We start from the raw sequence: 15,884 nt of genomic DNA on the forward strand, positions 1-15,884 counted from the left end.
GGAGTCACGACAGATGCGCAAGGCGCTCAGACAAAGCATGCACTGGCATGCCGGCCCAGCAGCCTGGGGGCCGGCCGCCATCGCCGGCCTGGGTTGCGGCCTGCCGCTGATGCTGGGTCTGTTCACCGCCCATACCGGTTTTCTCTGGGCCGCCACCGGCGCCTTCCAGGCCGCCCTGGCCAACCCCATGCACCGCTTCGGCATGTTGCGCATGCTGCTGCTCACCCTGCTCGGCGCCCTCAGCGCGGGGGTCGGCTTCTGGGCCGCCAGCCATCCCCTGCTGAGCCTTGCCAGCTTCGCCCTCTGGGGCTTCCTCCTGGCACTGCTGCAGCGCTACGGCACCGAACTGGGCAAGCTCGGCGTCGGCCTCGCGGTGTGCCTCTGCCTCGGCCAGGGTCAGGCCGGCAGCGGCAGCCTCAACAATGGCCTGGCGGTGGGGGCGCTGTTCGCCATCGGCGGGCTCTGGGTGATGCTGCTGGCATTCTTCCTGCGTGGCATGCACGGGCTGCGCCTGTGGCCCCTGCTCCCACGCCTGCTCGGCTTCAGCCGTGTACTGCGCCGCCACGCCTCGCGACTGCCCCGGCGGCTGTGGTGGATCCACGCGCTGGCCTGCACGCTGGCCGTCGCCCTAGCCGGCCTTGCCGCCAACCTCACCGGCATGCCGCGTGGCTACTGGCTGACGCTGACGGTGGTGACCACCCTGCAGATGGAACTCGACAGCAGCCTGGTGCGCGGCATCCAGCGCGGCCTCGGCACCCTGATCGGCGCCCTGCTGCTGATCCTGTTCGGCCACTGGCTGCAGAGCCCGGCGCTGCTGGTGGCCTGCATGCTGCCGCTGATCGTCCTCAGCCGCGCCTTCATCGCCCAGCACTACGGCCTGTTCGTGGTACAGACCACCGTCTGCTTCGTGCTGCTATCCGAAAGCCTCGCTCGCGACTGGCACCTGCCCGAGGTGCGCCTCTACAACAGCCTGCTGGGCTGCGCCCTGGCACTGCTGATGGCCTACGCCGCACACCGGGCGCGCCTGCGCTGGGGCGAACGCAAGGTCGAAGCCCCGATCTCGCCCGCCACCCACCAGGCACCACGGCCCGCCCAGGAATAGGCCAGCCGCCGGCGCCTGGGCCGGGACGCGAGACAGGGGATTGGGGGGATCGATGGCGACGCACCGGCGGGTGCGCAGCCATCCTGCACTTCACACCAGTTCGTTGCGATTGGCGAATTCGACCAGCTCGATCAGCGAGCGCGAGTTGAGCTTGAGCAGCAGGCGCGACTTGTAGGTGCTCACCGTCTTGTTGCTGATGAACATCTCGCTGGCGATCTGCTTGTTGGTGTAGCCGTTGGCCAGGTACTTGAGCACCACCAGTTCGCGGTCCGAGAGGCGATCGATCAGCTCGCTGTCGTCGGGCATGCCCCCCTGGCGCTTGCCGGTACGGATGACCTCGCTGGGGAAGTAGCTGTAGCCGGACAGCACGGCGCGCACCGAGGCGGTCAGCTCGCCCAGGTCGCCTTCCTTGCAGACGAAGCCCGCGGCGCCGGCCTGCATGCAGCGGGCGGCGTAGTGGCTGGGGTTCTGCCCGGTCAGTACCAATACCCGCAAGGGCAGGTCCAGCGAGCTGATGCGGGCGATCACGTCGAGGCCGCCGAGCTTGGGAATGCCGATGTCGAGGATCACCAGGTCGGGCAGGTGGTCGCGAGCCAGGGCAATGGCATCGACGCCATTGTCCGTCTCGGCGACCACCTCATACCCTTCCCGCGTCAACACCAGGCGGACAGCCAGCCGGATGACGGGGTGGTCGTCTACGATCAGAACCTTGCGCGGCGACTCACCGCCTGCGCGAATGAATGCATCCAGGTCTACGAGTTTGCTCACCTTGCGTCTCCATCTACGGTGATTCGGAGTTGCCAAGATAGAGGGGCATCCGAGCCTGTCGAGCGCGCCGGAGGCGCTGGAGGCGCTTCCAGACCTGCCGCTCAGAAACTTGAGACAACTCCTACGAGGTCCTAGAGAAAACAGCTGCACAACGCGTCGAATAGTCGTGGAGAGCGGTGATCGGACGTATTGCCGTCGCGCCTCCCGGAAGACTTCGCACAGCGTCAGACGCCATGCCGTGCGACACCGTCGACAGGACGCAAAATGCCAGCAACACAGGACGATCCGACCCGATTTTTTTATTTCGCCACGCTGGCACAGCCGTCCAAACGCTCATCTATTCTCCATTCGGGTCTTTTCCTAGACAGGGATCGAGGAGCTTCGGGCAATGCCGCACAAGCCGGTCGAACGCCGTTTTCCGTTGCATGTCCATATCAGCCTGCTGTTCACCCTCCTGCTGCTGACGACCGGCATCGTGCTGGGAATCTTCAACTACAGGCAGACCAGCCAGATCATCCTCTCCAGCAGCGATACGCTCTTCGAGCGCATCAGCCAGGACGTCGAGACCGACCTGGAAAACACCTACCGCCCCATCCACCACCTGCTCAACCTGCTGGCCCTCAACCCCGGCAACCAGCAGTACGCCGGCTACCAGCGCCAGGAGCTGCTGTTGCGCGGCTTCGCCCAGGCGCTGCGCGACAACCCCAAGCTGGCGTCGCTCTATGTCGGCTACGACGATGGTGACTTCTTCATGGTGCGCCCGCTGCGCACCGCCGAACTCAAGCAGCGCTTCGACGCCCCCGAGGGTGCCGCCTACCAGCTGTGGAGCATCGAGCGCGACAACCTCACCCGAGCGCGCTCCGAATCGCTCTATTTCGACGCAAGCCTGACACTCATCAGCCGCCGCCAGGAGCTCAACGAGCGCTACGACCCGCGCAACCGCCCCTGGTACTCACGTGCGCTGGAACAGGGCGGCCTGATCACCACCCGACCCTATGTGTTCTTCTCCACCGGCGCGGTCGGCACCACCCTCGCCCAGCCAGCCGGCGACGACGCGGTGATTGCCGCCGACCTGACCCTGAACGACCTTTCCGCCACCCTGGCGCAGCACCGGGTCACGCCCTCCACCCAGGTGCTGCTGTTCTCGCCGGACGGCCACGCCGTGGCCTACCCGGACATCTCCCGGCTGATCGTGCGCATCGACGACAAGCCGCAACTGGCCATGGCACGCGACCTCGACCCCGCCGTCGCCGCGTTGATCGACATGAACCTGACCCAGGACCAGCGCACCACCCTGGAGTTGGCCAAGCGCCGCTGGGTGGTGTCGCAGAACCGCCTGCTGGCGGGTGGCCCCGAAGGCCTCTACCTGGCGTTGCTGGCGCCGGAAGACGAACTGCTGGCGGACGCCTATCGCATCCGCTGGCAGGGGGCGGTGCTGACCCTCGGCATTCTCCTGCTCTGCATCCCCATCGGCTGGCTGCTGTCGCGGGTGCTGGTCAAGCCGCTGAAGGCCCTGGTAGCCGAGGCGGAGGCCATTCGCAGCTTCAACTTCGATATCCCGACGATGGGCCGCTCGCCGGTGCTCGAGGTGGACCAGCTGGCCGTGGCGATGGCGAAGATGAAGGACACCCTGGCCAGCTTCCTGGAGATCACCGCGAGCCTCTCCGCCGAGAACCGTTTCGACGCCCTCCTGCGCCGTGTGCTGGAGGAGACCGTGACCATCAGCGAAGCCTCCGGCGGCTTCATCTACCTGCTGGACGGCGCCAGCGGCCGCCTGGAGCCCAGCGGCCTGTTCCTCGGCGGCAGCGAGCACGACCTCGAAGACCACGGCCTGCGCAGCCACGCCCTCGACGAAGCGGGGTTGCCCGACTGGCTGCGCCTGCCGGCGAGCGGGGGCGTCAGCCAGGTGCGCTCGTTCGGCTTCGACCAGGCCGGCGACCTGCGTCACGTGCTGCAGACGCTGGAAAGCCCACGGGTGCACATGGTCAGCACCGGCCTGCACAATCGCCAGGGCGAAACCGTCGGCGTGCTGGCGCTCCTGCACCGCGACACCGGCAACAGCGGGGAGCCGGCCATGCTCAGGCCCGAACGCATCGCCTTCGTCGAAGCCATCTCCGGGGTCGCCGCGCTGTGCATCGAGAGCCAGCGCCTGCTGGAGAAGCAGAAACAATTACTCGACGCCTTCATCCAGCTCATCGCCGGTGCCATCGACGCCAAGAGCCCCTACACCGGCGGCCATTGCCAGCGCGTGCCGGAAATCACCCTGGCGCTGGCCCGCGCCGCCGCGGCCAGCGACGAGCCGCCCTTCCGCGACTACAACCCCAGCGACGAAGACTGGGAGGCCTTGCACATCGCGGCCTGGTTGCACGATTGCGGCAAGGTCACCACCCCCGAGTACGTGGTGGACAAGGCGACCAAGCTGGAAACCCTCTACGACCGCATCCATGAGGTACGCATGCGCTTCGAGGTGCTCAAGCGCGATGCCTGGATCAGCTACTGGAAGGCCGTGGCCGAAGGCGCCGACGCACCCAGCCAGGCCAGCCTGCGTGACGCATTGCTGGCGACGCTGGACGAGGAGTTCGCCTTCATCGCCCGCAGCAACCTGGGTGGTGAGTTCATGGCCGAGGAAGACCAGCAGCGCCTGCGGGCAATCGCCGCACGCACCTGGAGCCGGACCCTGGACGACCGCCTCGGCGTGTCCTGGGAGGAAGGCCAGCGCATGGCCCGCACCCCGCCGCGCCCGCTACCGGTGGAAGAGCCGCTGCTGGCCGACCGCCCCGAACACCTGCTGGAGCGCCCGGAAAGCGAACGCATGGCCCCCGACAACCCCTGGGGATTCAAGCTCGACGTGCCCACGCATAAATTCAACCGTGGCGAGCTGCACAACCTCTCCATCGCTCGCGGCACGCTGACGGCGGAGGAGCGCTACATCATCAACCACCACATCGTGCAGACCATCCTCATGCTCGATCGCCTGCCCTTCCCGCCACACCTCAGGGGCGTGGCCGAGATCGCCGGCGGCCATCACGAGAAGATGGACGGCAGCGGCTACCCGAAACGCCTGAGTCGCGAGCAGATGAGCCTGCCGGCGCGGATGATGGCCATCGCCGATATCTTCGAGGCACTGACGGCCGTGGACCGCCCCTACAAGAAGGGCAAGACGCTGTCCGAGGCGCTGGGAATCATGGTCGGCATGTGCAAGGGCGCGCACATCGATCCGCAACTGTTCGGCCTGTTCATCCGCTCCGGCGTGTACCGCGACTACGCGGAGCGCTTCCTGCGGCCCGAGCAGATCGACGCGGTGGACGAGGGCGCGATCCTGGAGCGCGCGGGGCTGGGTGGCTGACCCCTCCGTAGCCCGGGACTGCCATCGGCGCCGTGTCGGGTGGCAGCCGACCTGCCGGGTCGCGCCGCACCGGCGGTAAATCGCGGGCATGAAAAAGGGGCGCATCAAGCGCCCCTCTTCACTACCGCCGGGATCACTGGTTGATCGGATTTTCCGGGTACCAGACATCCACCAGCGGGCTCAGGGTGAAGCTGGCCAGCTCGCTGCGGCCCTTGAGCCAGGCTTCCAGCTTGCCGCGCTGCTCCTCGCTGACCGAGCCACGCTTGGACAGGCAGACGAAACCGTAGTCGTCACCACCGACATAACCCAGGCCGTTGCCCTGGATCGCGTCGTCGATGAACTGATCGAGGAAGCTTTCCAGCTCCGCTTCGGCCAGCCCGTCCTTGTAGGTCAGGCTCAGCTCGCAACCCAGCTCCTGGAATTCATCGACGCAGAGCTTCTTTCGCAGGCGGCGGGAACGATTTGTGGCCATCAGGCAATCCTCTTCATGTGTTCAAGCGCGGCACTCTAGCAGTTTCATCGCCACCTTGCCCGCCTGCGTGGCGCAACGGCGCAACGGCGGGCCACAGGGCCAGGTGCGAGCGGTCAGCTGCACGAGCGCCCGCAGAATGCTTACGGCATAATGCGCGCAATTTCCCGAACACGTTGTGGGAACCTGCCATGCAAAACTGCGTTACTCGCCCTCGTGCGGAGGGCCTTCGTTGATGTTCAAGTCCATTCGTATCCTTGCCCTGACCGGCCTCCTTCTTCCTTTCGCCCAGCCGGTCCTCGCCATCCAGGTCAACTCCACCCTGCCGGCCAAGGTCCAGCAGGCCCTGAAGAAGAACAAGATCCCGCAGAACTCCCTGTCGCTGGTCACCCTGCCCCTGACCGGCCCCGGCGCACAGACCATCTTCAACGCCGACGTCTCGGTGAACCCGGCTTCCACCATGAAGCTGATCACCACCTATGCCGCCCTGGAGCTGCTCGGCCCCACCTACCAGTGGAAGACCGAGTTCTACACCGACGGCACCCTCAAGGACGGCGTGCTCAACGGCAACCTCTATCTCAAGGGGGGCGGCGACCCGAAGCTGAACATGGAGAAGCTCTGGTTGCTGATGCGCGACCTGCGCGCCAACGGCGTGCTGAAGATCACCGGCGACCTGGTGCTCGACCGCAGCCGCTTCGTGCACCCGCAACTGCCGGCCTTCAACGATGACGGCGGCGACGAGAACAAGCCCTTCCTGGTCGGCCCGGACTCGCTGCTGGTCAACCTCAAGGCGCTGCGCTTCATCGCCCGCGCCGACGGTGGCCGCGCCAGCGTCGCCGCCGAGCCGCCCATCGAGAGCATCCGCATCGACAACCAGGTCAAGGTGACCAAGGCGGCGCCCTGCCCCGCCTGGCCGGACGTGCGCTACAACCCGGTGACCCAGTTCGACGGCACCACGGTGATCGCCAGCGGCAGCCTGCCCGAAGGCTGCAGCGCGCAGACCTACCTGTCGCTGCTCGACCACCCCGCCTACGCCGCCGGCGCGGTGCGGGCGATCTGGAAGGAGCTGGGCGGCAGCATCCTCGGCAAGGACCGCCTGGCCGGCGTGCCCAAGGACGCCAAGCTGCTGGCACGCGCCTTCTCCCCGGACCTGGTGGAGATCATTCGCGACATCAACAAGTACAGCAACAACACCATGGCGCAGCAGCTGTTCCTCAGCATCGGCGCGCAGTTCCGCAACGACGCGGACGGCGACGACGCCAAGGCCGCGCAACGGGTGATCCGCGCCTGGCTGGCGAAGAAGGGCATCACCGCGCCGCACCTGGTGATGGAGAACGGCTCCGGCCTGTCGCGCCAGGAGCGGGTCAGCGCGCGGGAGATGGCGACCATCCTCCATGCGGCCTGGCAAAGCCCCTATGCCGCCGAGTACATCGCCTCGCTGCCGCTGGTGGCGATGGACGGCACCATGCGCAAGCGCCTGCGCCGCACGCCCATGGCCGGTGAGGCGCACATCAAGACCGGCACCCTGAACACGGTGCGCGCCATCGCCGGTTTCAGCCGCGACAACAGCGGCAACACCTGGGCGGTGGTGGCCATCCTCAATGACCAGCGCCCCTGGGGAGCGTCCTCGATCCTCGACCAGGTGCTGCTCGATCTCTACGGCCAGTCCAGACGCTGAGCACCACCCCGCCCTTTCCGGAGCACCTCCGGATAGGGCGGTGGGTCACTCCGCGTCCCGCACCTGGTTGCGCCCGCCCTGCTTGGCGGCATAGACCGCCGAATCCACGCGCCGCAGCAAGGCATCGGCCGTCTCGCCCTCGCGCCAGCTGGCGCAACCGAAGCTGGCGGTGATCACGCCGACGCCGGGCATCTCCTCGCGCAGCAGGGATTGCCACAACGCCTCGGCCAGCGTGTGCGCCTGCTCCAGGTTGGTATCCGGGCAGAGCACGATGAACTCCTCCCCGCCCAACCGGCAGAGGACATCGATGCGCCGCAGGCGCCCGCCGAGACGCTGGCACAACTGTCGCAACACGCGGTCACCCGCCTCGTGGCCATGCATGTCGTTGACCTGCTTGAAGTGGTCGACATCCAGCATCACCACCGCCAGCGGCCCCTCGCGACGCTGGGCACGGGCGATCTCGTTCTCCAGTCGCTCCTGGAAGTGCCGACGGTTGTAGACCCCCGTCAGGGCGTCGGTGATCGACAGCGCGCGAAGCTCCTGTTCCACCAGCTTGTGCCCGGTGACGTCGGTGATGTAGCCGTGCCAGAGCACGCTGCCGTCCGCCATGCGCTCGGGCTCGGACTCGCCACGCAACCAGCGCAGGCCCTGGCGTGGCAACAGCACGCGGAAGTCCTCGCGCCAGGTCTGCATGGCCTTGGCCGAATGCAGGATGCTGGCGTAGATCCGCTCCAGGTCCTCGGGGTGCAGGCGGGTGAAGGCCAGCGAGGCATCGGTGTTCACCTGCTCGGGCTCCACTTCCAGGATGTCGCGCACACCGGCGCTGGCGTAGGGGAAGAGGTGCCGGCCATCGGGGTACAGCTGGTACTGGTAGATGGCACCGGGCACCTGTGCACTGAGCTTCTGCAGCAGGCGATCACGGTCTTCCAGCGCCTCCTGCACGCGCTTGCGATCGGTGACATCGACGGCGACGCCCAGGTAGCCGATGAGTGCGTCGTTCTGGTCGCGCACCTCGGTCAGGATCAGGTTGCCGGTGAGGTGGCTGCCGTCCTTGCGCACGTAGGTCCACTCGTGTTCGTCGTAGCAATCGCCGGCGGTCACCTCGACCACATAGTGATGGAAGTCGCGGATGGGCCGTGACAGGCGCTTCGACAGGGCTTCGCAGCGCGCCTGGATCTCCGATTCCAGGTGCAGCATGCGGGGTCGCTTGCCGAGCATCTCGTCGGCGCTGTAGCCGAGCATGCGTTCTGCACCGACGTTGAACTGGAGGACGAAGCCGTCGACGTCGGTGGCGATGATCGACACCTGGGTGGCGGCATCCAGCACCCCGCGCAGCTGACCGTGGGCCAGCGCCAGCTGCAGCTCGGCCGCCTTGCTGGCGCTGATGTCGGTCTGGGTGCCGATCATGCGCCGGGGCGAGCCATCGGAATTCCACTCCACCACCTTGCCGCGGTCGAGTATCCACACCCAGGAGCCGTCCTTGCGCCGCATGCGGTGCTCGCTCTGGTAGATCGGCACCTCGCCGCGCAGATGTCGCTGCAGGGCCGCATCGACCGCCGGGGCGTCGTCCGGGTGCCGCAGGCGCAGGCACAAGTCCAGCTCGTCCGCCACCTCGTCCGCACGGTAGCCGAGCATGTGCTTCCACGCCGGCGAGTAGAACACCGTCCCTGCCTGCAGTTCCCAGTCCCAGACACCATGGCCCGCGCTGTCCAGGGCGAAGCCCCAGCGCTCCTCGCTGAGCTTCAGTTCGAGCTCCCGCTCGTGCAATTCGCGGGTGCGTTCGGCCACCAGGCGCAAGGCGCGCTGGCGCTGGTTGATCAGCAGCATCAGGTACGCCGCCAGGAGCAGGGTGATCAGCCCGCCGGTGGCGACCACCAGGTACCAGACGCCGGTCCGGTTGGTATGGATGAAGTGGTCGCTGGCACTCAGCTCGAGGCGATAGGTGCGGTCGGCGAAGACGATGTCGCGCGCCAGGGTCAGCTCGCCATCGGCAGCGACGGCCTCGCTCTGGTAGAGCGGCTGCGGATGGGCCGCGTCGGTGGTGTCGGTAACCCGCATGGCCACGCTGCCCAGCACCTCCTCGGGGATGCCGGCCTCCAGTTCCTGGCGCAGGTCGATGACGCTGATCACGAAGCCGCGCAACAGGTCGGCCGGGTTGCCGGCCCTGCCGAACACGGGGGCCACCACGAGGATGCCCTTGCCGTCGCCCGCAGCCAGGCCAAGCAGTTTCAGCTGCCCGGAAACCACCGTCCGGTGCCCGGCACGGGCCTTTTCCAGCAATGCCAGGCGCGTCGGCAAGGAGGCGAGGTCGAGCCCCAGGGGAATGCGTCCGGCCTGACTGGAGACGCTGTAGAACACCGGCAGGTAGTAGTCGCGAGGCGGGCTGGCAATGGTCTCGCCCTTGCCATCCAGCTCGTGGAAGCGAAAGTGCTCCAGGCCATCGGCACGGGCCTCGGCTTCATACGCGCCGCGCTCGCTTCCGGCAACCCTCGGCACCCAGCTGTAGGCCAGGGTGTCGCTCAGCAGCGGCTCGACGAAACCATGGAATTCGCTGCGGCTGACGCTGCTGGAGTTGTTGAAGAAGCGCCGCAGGGCGTCCAGTTGCTTGAGCTGGTCGCCCAGGCGCTCCTGCACCCGGCTGAGGCGCTCGGTGGCGACCTGCACGAAGCGCTCGCGAAGCTGCACGCGCTCGGAGCTGTACATGGTGGCGGCCAGCAGCAGCGTCGTGGCGAGGCCGCCGACCAGCACCAGGGCGCAGGCCAGCAGGAGCAGGCCGCGACCGGAAGGCAGGCGGGAAAACAGGGAGGACGGTCCCTGGACGAGCGACTGCATGCTCACCTCGGAGGTGGTGATGAGGGACGATCCCTGTGATCACAACCTAGCCAAGATACTGGCACTTTGCCGATGCGGCGCCCTGCAACGCCCTTTCCGCCTGACGGACGGCTTTCGCCGTCCTCCAATGCCGGGTCTGCGCCTCAGCGGGCGGCGAATTTCCAGGCGCGGTGGATCTTCTGGTTACGGGCGAAATCCGGGTCGATGGTCTCGGCACTGATCTCGTTCACCTGGTAACGCTGGGGCAGGCTCTCGTCCAGCTGGAACTTGCGGAAGTTGTTGGAGAAGTACAACACCCCGCCCGGCGCCAGGCGGGCCATGGCCAGGTCCAGCAGTTGCACGTGGTCACGCTGCACATCGAACACGCCTTCCATGCGCTTGGAGTTGGAGAAGGTCGGCGGGTCGATGAAGATCAGCTCGTACTCGCCGCGGTCCTCGGCCAGCCATGCCATCACGTCGCCCTGCTCCAGCTTCTGCTTGTCGGAGAAGCCGTTGAGGGAAAGGTTGCGCCGCGCCCAATCCAGGTAGGTCTTCGACAGGTCGACGCTGGTGGTGCTGCGCGCCCCCCCCTTGGCGGCATGCACGCTGGCAGTGGCGGTGTAGCAGAACAGGTTGAGGAAGCGCTTGCCGGCGGCCTCGCGCTGGATGCGCAGGCGCATGGCACGGTGGTCGAGGAACAGGCCGGTATCCAGGTAGTCGGTGAGATTGACCAGCAGCTTGACGCCTCCCTCGGCCACTTCGAGGAACTGCCCCTGTGCGCCCTGGCGCTCGTACTGGCGGGTGCCGGTCTGGCGCTCGCGGCGCTTGACCACGACGTTGGCCGGATCGACCCCCAGCGCCTGCGGGATGGCCGCCAGGGCGTCCAGCAGGCGGGCCTGGGCCTTTTCCGGGTCGATGGAGCGCGGCGGTGCGTATTCCTGCACGTGCACGCGATCGCCATAGAGGTCGATGGCCAGTGCGTACTCGGGCATGTCGGCGTCATACAGGCGGTAGCACTGCACGCCTTCGCGCTTGGCCCACTTGCCCAGTTGCTTGAGGTTCTTCTGCAGGCGGTTGGCGAACATCTGCCCGCCTTCGGACAGGCGCGCCTGCTCCAGTACAGGTGCAGCACCCGCCTGAGGCTCGGCCGCAGCTTCCGGACGACGCGAGCCGGTGACGAACTGGTCGGGCAGCACCTTGATCAGCAACAACTTGCAGGGCAGCGCGCCGTTCCAGAAGGCGTACTGCTTGTGGCTGCGGATACCCATGCGCTTGCCCAGCTCCGGCGCGCCGGTGAACACCGCGGCCTCCCAGCCCATGCAGGCCTGGCGCAAGCGCTCGCCGAGATTCTGGTAGAGGTACAGCAGGCTGGCCTCATCGCCCAGGCGCTCGCCGTAGGGGGGGTTGCTGATGACCAGGCCCTTCTGGTTCTGGTCCGGGCGCGGTTCGAAGGTGGCCAGTTCGCCCTGGTAGATCTTCACCCAGTCGGAAAGGCCCGCGCGCTCGATGTTGTTGCGCCCGGGCTGGATCAGGCGCGGGTCGGCCTCGTAGCCACGGATCCACAGGGGCGGTCGGGCCAGGCCGGCATCCGCACGGCCCTGGGCTTCCTCGTGCAGCTTCTTCCACAACGCCGGCACATGGCCCTGCCAGTTGGAGAAACCCCAGCGCTCACGCTTGAGGTTGGGGGCGATGTCGGCCGCCATCATCGCGGCCTCCACCAGGAAGGTCCCCACCCCGCACATGGGGTCGGCCAGGGCGCCCCCCTCGGCGGCGATGCGTGGCCAGCCGGCACGCAGCAGGATGGCGGCGGCGAGGTTTTCCTTCAGCGGCGCGGCCCCTTGCTGCAGACGGTAGCCACGCTGGTGCAGGCTGTGCCCGGCGAGGTCGAGGGAGAGGATCGCCTCGCCTTTCTCCAGGCGCAGGTGGATGCGCAGGTCGGGGCTGACCTTGTCGATCGAGGGGCGCTCGCCATTGGCGGTGCGCAGCTTGTCGACAATGGCGTCCTTGACCTTGAGGGCGCCGAAATGGGTGTTGTCGATACCCGAGCCATGGCCACTGAACTCCACAGCCAGGCTGCCGGTGGGCGACAGGTGGTCATGCCAGTCCACCTCCAGCACACCCTGATAGAGGTCCTCGGCGTTCTGCACCGGGAAACGCTTGAGCACCAGCAGCACACGGTTGGCCAGGCGCGACCAGAGGCACAGGCGGTAGGCGGTTTCCAGGTCACCCCGGCCACGAATGGCGGCCACCTGCTCGCGTGCCTCGGCGAGGCCGAGCCCGGTGGCCTCGTCCAGCAACAGGCCCTCCAGGCTTTTCGGGCAGGTAAGGAAGAGTTCGAAGACATCCGACATGGTAATTCCAGTGCCTTGCGGCTGATCAGCGGCACGGATGCGTCTCCGTGCGGTCATGAATATGTGACTAAAGGTCGCAAAACGGCCCTTCGTCGGATAAGAAAATTCCCATTCTCATCTGCGTTGCCCCATAGCACCGCGACATCATGGGTTTCCCAAGGCCCCATCCCATCAGGCCTGGGCCGTTCATGCCCCGTCCGAAGCTCCTACAGCTTATGGTCCGGAAGCCATTCTCGTTACGTCCTTATGACAAAACGATCATTCCAATGCCTCGGGGCAACGGTTAGAACTCAGCTTAATCCGCTGCCGCAACGGTAGCGGATGAAGGGCAGTCACGCCGGCAACTGCTCTTCAGTGGCAGAGCATTTTCTGCCGGGTTCCCGACTTGGGACCGATGGACATAACAGTCAACAAATGAGGGCTACACCCTATGAGAAGACTTAAGCGTGATCCGATGGAACGAGCATTCCTGCGCGGTTATCAGCACGGCATTCATGGCAAATCCCGCGATCTCTGTCCTTTCACCCATCCCACCACCCGCCAAGCCTGGATCAACGGCTGGCGTGAGGGTCGCGGCGACAATTGGGATGGCCTCACCGGCACGGCCGGCATTCATCGACTGAACGAACTCCACGCCGTCGGCTGACACCACGGATCACACGATTTCACCAAGCACGCCCCATCCGGGCGGCGGGCGCAAGCCCAGGGGCTCCCTAGAGGGAGCCCTTTTTATTTGTCCGCCATCAGCGCTTCGGCAACGCGGCGATGGCATCCACCGACTCGCGGATCAGCGCCGGGCCCTTGTAGATGAAGCCCGAATAGATCTGCACCAGGCTCGCACCGGCAGCGATCTTCTCGGCCGCGTGTCGGCCTTCGGTGATCCCACCCACGGCAATGATCGGCAGGCGACCGCCTAGCTCGCCAGCCAGCACCTTGACGGTATGGGTGCTCTTGTCACGTACCGGCGCACCTGACAGGCCACCCGCCTCGTCACCATATTCCAGCCCCTCGACACCTTCGCGGCCCAGGGTGGTGTTGGTGGCGATCACCGCATCCATGCCCGACTCCCGCAACGCACCGGCCACCAGGGCGGTTTCCTCATCGCTCATGTCCGGGGCGATCTTGATCGCCAGCGGCACGCGACGACCGTGCTGGACGGCGAGGTCTTCCTGGCGCAGGCGCAGGGCTTCGAGCAACTGCTTGAGCGAGTCGCCGAACTGGAGGCTGCGCAGGCCGGGTGTATTGGGCGAGCTGACGTTGACCGTCACGTAGCTGGCATGGGCGTAGACCTTGTCCAGGCAGATCAGGTAGTCGTCCACTGCGCGCTCGACCGGGGTGTCGAAGTTCTTGCCGATGTTGATGCCCAGCACGCCCTTGAACTTCGCCGCGCGAACCCGGGCCAGCAGGTGATCGACGCCATGGTTGTTGAAGCCCATGCGATTGATGATCGCCTCGGCCTCGGGCAGGCGGAACAGACGCGGCTTGGGGTTGCCCGGCTGCGGGCGCGGCGTCACGGTGCCGATCTCGACGAAACCGAAGCCCAGCTGGGCGAAGCCGTCGATGGCGTCGCCGTTCTTGTCCAGGCCGGCGGCCAGGCCAACGGGGTTGGGGAACTCCAGCCCCATAACCTTCACCGGCAGGCTGGCCGGCGCCTTGGTCAGCAAGCCGTTGAGGCCCAGACGGCCACCGGCGCCGATCAGGTCGATGGACAGCTCGTGGGAAGTTTCCGGGGACAGTTTGAACAGCAACTCGCGGGCCAGGGTGTACATGGGCGGGTATCGATCGGCGGGATGGGCCGGCGATTATAGCTGCCAGCCCCGCCTCAGGCGAGGCGACGTAGCGCCAGCAGCGACCCGGAGGGATCGAATTCCAGCTCGAATGAACCATGAATGCCATCATGGGTCAGAAAAGGCCGCAAATGATGTGCAGGCAGGCTAACCTTGCGCCCGTCGCGGCTGCGCAACATCACTCGGTTGGCGTGGCCCTGGTAGACCGCGAGAAAGCGCTCGGCGGTCAGGGAGATATCCAGCACCAGGCTGGGCATGGAGGCATCCTCTTGGTTGAAATGAATGACAGTATCGTTCCGCGCCCCCAGTGGACGCCAGGTACGGACCCATTGCCGGGCAAAGCCGTGCAGCCTCGCCCGACCTCTGCCACACTGCCACTCGTGACCTGGGAGTCCTAGTCTGGCCATGAGTTCGCAGTCGTCCCCATCCTCTCTTTCCTCACGCCTGGCCGCCCTCGCGCAACGCCTCGGCCTGGGAGGACGTGCGCCCCGCCTGCTGGAAAGCGCGAGCCAGCTGCACTTGCCGTTCCAGCAGTTGAAGCCCCCGGTCGCAGATATCTGGTGGCAGAACGGCCCGCCCCTGCAGCGCCTCGTGGACCTCCCGCGCAGCGCGCTCTCCGGCCCGGTGCAGGAAGACAAGGCCCAGGCCCACGCGGTGCTGATCCGTGTGGTTGAACTGGAGCAGCGCGAACTCACCAATTTCGACCTGCGCCTGATCGATGGGTTCTGCGGCACCGACGGCGCGATGCCCAGCTGCCCCAGCTTCGAGGAGTTCGCCGCGACGCCGGCCTGCCGCAGCGTGCGCATCATCAGCTACAAGGATTTCGTCAAGGCCGTCAGCCTGCCGCTGCCACGCTTCCTGGCCGGCGAGCGGATCAGCCTGTGCCAATCCAGCTGGCACGGCAAACGCGTGTTCTGGAGCGGGACTCACCACCTGGAAGCCTTCGCCGCCGCCATTGCCTACGCCCGCCGCCGCGAGCTGGAAATCAGCCTGCCGGCCGAACTCGCCACCTACCGTCTCAACCCCGCAGGCCTCGCCGAGCTGGACGCCCACTACCACGTACTGGCCATGCCGGTGCAGGCATGGAGCGACCCGGCCTTCATGGGCCTTTTGCTCGACGGCGGCATCCCCTATGCCCGCCTCGCCTTGCTGAAGAACAGCGGCGCCCCCGAACTCCTGCTGCTGCCCAAGGACCACCCCGAGGCCACCGCCCTTGGCGAAGGCCTGCGCCTGGCCGGCGCCGCCGATGTGGTGCGCTACCTCTACGCCCTCGGCTGATTGCCTCTTACGTCACACAGACCAAGTACCGTTGGCGAAGGATTTTCGTTGAACCCGAAACCACTCAAGAACAGACAGACTCATGGCTGCGCTCCTTAATGCGCCAGCTGGCGCGAGGCGCCGCCGGGTTCGAGGAAGATCCGCGCCGGCAGGCTGAAGCCGCGCAATTGCAGCAGCGCCAGGGGGCCCGCGCCCAGGTCGGTGCGCAGGTGCCAGGTCAGCCCCAGGCCATCGGGGGCCTCCAGCACCAGGCGATAGCGGGTTTCGCTGTCATCCAGCGGAGTGACCCGGGCC

The 15,884-nt window shown here is 66.6% G+C and carries 11 protein-coding genes and 1 pseudogene; 5 read left to right on the plus strand and 7 right to left on the minus strand.

Translation table 11 applies throughout. The features are described from left to right. Nucleotides 1-13 precede the first annotated feature (13 nt). Nucleotides 14-1,102: an FUSC family protein gene (locus tag DMX10_RS26985; protein ID WP_111263989.1), complete on the plus strand. Its 1,089-nt coding sequence runs from the start codon at nt 14-16 to the stop codon at nt 1,100-1,102. A gap of 90 nt (nt 1,103-1,192) precedes the next feature. On the opposite strand, the gene DMX10_RS26990 is transcribed toward DMX10_RS26985, so the two are convergent. Beyond that, the gene (locus tag DMX10_RS26990) at nt 1,193-1,870 is read right to left on the minus strand and encodes a response regulator transcription factor (RefSeq protein WP_111263990.1); all 678 of its coding nucleotides are present in this window, start codon (nt 1,868-1,870) and stop codon (nt 1,193-1,195) included. A gap of 388 nt (nt 1,871-2,258) precedes the next feature. Between DMX10_RS26990 and DMX10_RS26995 the strand changes: the two genes are divergently transcribed. Next, the gene (locus tag DMX10_RS26995; protein WP_111263991.1) at nt 2,259-5,216 is read left to right on the plus strand and encodes an HD domain-containing phosphohydrolase; all 2,958 of its coding nucleotides are present in this window, start codon (nt 2,259-2,261) and stop codon (nt 5,214-5,216) included. Between the two features lie 133 nt (nt 5,217-5,349). Here DMX10_RS26995 and DMX10_RS27000 read toward each other — a convergent pair whose 3' ends face one another. Then, nucleotides 5,350-5,688 (minus strand): YggL family protein, encoded by a 339-nt coding sequence (locus DMX10_RS27000; protein WP_111263992.1) that lies wholly within the window; start codon nt 5,686-5,688, stop codon nt 5,350-5,352. 232 nt (nt 5,689-5,920) lie between these two features. Here DMX10_RS27000 and dacB point away from each other — a divergent pair, with 232 nt between their 5' ends. Then, nucleotides 5,921-7,363 carry a D-alanyl-D-alanine carboxypeptidase/D-alanyl-D-alanine-endopeptidase gene (gene dacB / locus DMX10_RS27005; RefSeq protein ID WP_111263993.1) on the plus strand — a complete coding sequence of 481 codons (1,443 nt, stop codon included), beginning with the start codon at nt 5,921-5,923 and terminating at the stop codon, nt 7,361-7,363. A gap of 45 nt (nt 7,364-7,408) precedes the next feature. Here dacB and DMX10_RS27010 read toward each other — a convergent pair whose 3' ends face one another. Beyond that, nucleotides 7,409-10,195: a diguanylate cyclase gene (locus DMX10_RS27010; RefSeq protein ID WP_111263994.1), complete on the minus strand. Its 2,787-nt coding sequence runs from the start codon at nt 10,193-10,195 to the stop codon at nt 7,409-7,411. Nucleotides 10,196-10,338: 143 nt separating this feature from the next. Further along, nucleotides 10,339-12,525, minus strand: a complete 2,187-nt coding sequence (gene rlmKL, locus DMX10_RS27015; RefSeq protein WP_111263995.1) for a bifunctional 23S rRNA (guanine(2069)-N(7))-methyltransferase RlmK/23S rRNA (guanine(2445)-N(2))-methyltransferase RlmL — start codon at nt 12,523-12,525, stop codon at nt 10,339-10,341. A 430-nt stretch (nt 12,526-12,955) separates the two neighbouring features. Between rlmKL and rmf the strand changes: the two genes are divergently transcribed. After that, nucleotides 12,956-13,171: a ribosome modulation factor gene (gene rmf, locus DMX10_RS27020; protein ID WP_111263996.1), complete on the plus strand. Its 216-nt coding sequence runs from the start codon at nt 12,956-12,958 to the stop codon at nt 13,169-13,171. 97 nt (nt 13,172-13,268) lie between these two features. On the opposite strand, the gene DMX10_RS27025 is transcribed toward rmf, so the two are convergent. Further along, entirely contained in the window at nt 13,269-14,294 is a 1,026-nt protein-coding gene (locus DMX10_RS27025) for a quinone-dependent dihydroorotate dehydrogenase (RefSeq protein WP_111263997.1), read from the minus strand. Between the two features lie 53 nt (nt 14,295-14,347). Then, nucleotides 14,348-14,569 carry a DUF2835 domain-containing protein gene (locus DMX10_RS27030; protein ID WP_111263998.1) on the minus strand — a complete coding sequence of 74 codons (222 nt, stop codon included), beginning with the start codon at nt 14,567-14,569 and terminating at the stop codon, nt 14,348-14,350. Between the two features lie 148 nt (nt 14,570-14,717). On the opposite strand from DMX10_RS27030, the gene DMX10_RS27035 reads away from it, so the two are divergent. Next, the gene (locus DMX10_RS27035; RefSeq protein WP_031287724.1) at nt 14,718-15,590 is read left to right on the plus strand and encodes a DUF6685 family protein; all 873 of its coding nucleotides are present in this window, start codon (nt 14,718-14,720) and stop codon (nt 15,588-15,590) included. Nucleotides 15,591-15,685: 95 nt separating this feature from the next. On the opposite strand, the pseudogene DMX10_RS27040 reads toward DMX10_RS27035, so the two are convergent. After that, nucleotides 15,686-15,884, minus strand: a pseudogene (locus DMX10_RS27040) (hypothetical protein); the annotation flags it as partial.

It is taken from the genome of Pseudomonas sp. 57B-090624 (assembly GCF_003234055.1).
Classification (GTDB): Bacteria; Pseudomonadota; Gammaproteobacteria; order Pseudomonadales; family Pseudomonadaceae; genus Metapseudomonas; species Metapseudomonas tohonis.